This window comes from Corynebacterium sp. UMB6689 (assembly GCF_030215295.1).
GTDB lineage: Bacteria > Actinomycetota > Actinomycetes > Mycobacteriales > Mycobacteriaceae > Corynebacterium > Corynebacterium aurimucosum.
This window is the reverse complement of the sequence record NZ_JASOLS010000177.1, coordinates 1-268: the sequence shown is the minus strand read 5'-3', so window position 1 is coordinate 268 and position 268 is coordinate 1. Positions and strand designations below refer to the sequence as shown.

The following is a 268-nucleotide window of genomic DNA, read 5'->3' as shown; positions in this document are numbered from 1 at the left end:
TCGGTTTGACTGGTGAAGACGGGTTTCTACCAGAGTTAATCAAGGCCGTCCTTGAGAGAGGCATGCAAGCCGAACTAACGGATCATCTCGGGTATGAAAAACATGACCGGGCCGGGCATGGTAGCGGGAATTCACGTAACGGCACGTCACCTAAAACACTTCAAACCCAGGTAGGACCGGTAAGGATAGACCAGCCCAGAGATCGGGCTGGAACCTTCACATCACGCCTAGTTCCTCCCGGCCAGCGCCGCATGGGTGGCCTGGACGA

The 268-nt window shown here is 56.0% G+C and carries 1 protein-coding gene; it reads left to right on the top strand.

The genetic code is table 11. From position 1 onward, the window contains the following. The coding region (locus QP363_RS13135; protein WP_284764809.1) for a transposase at positions 1-268 on the top strand (268 nt) is incomplete at both ends.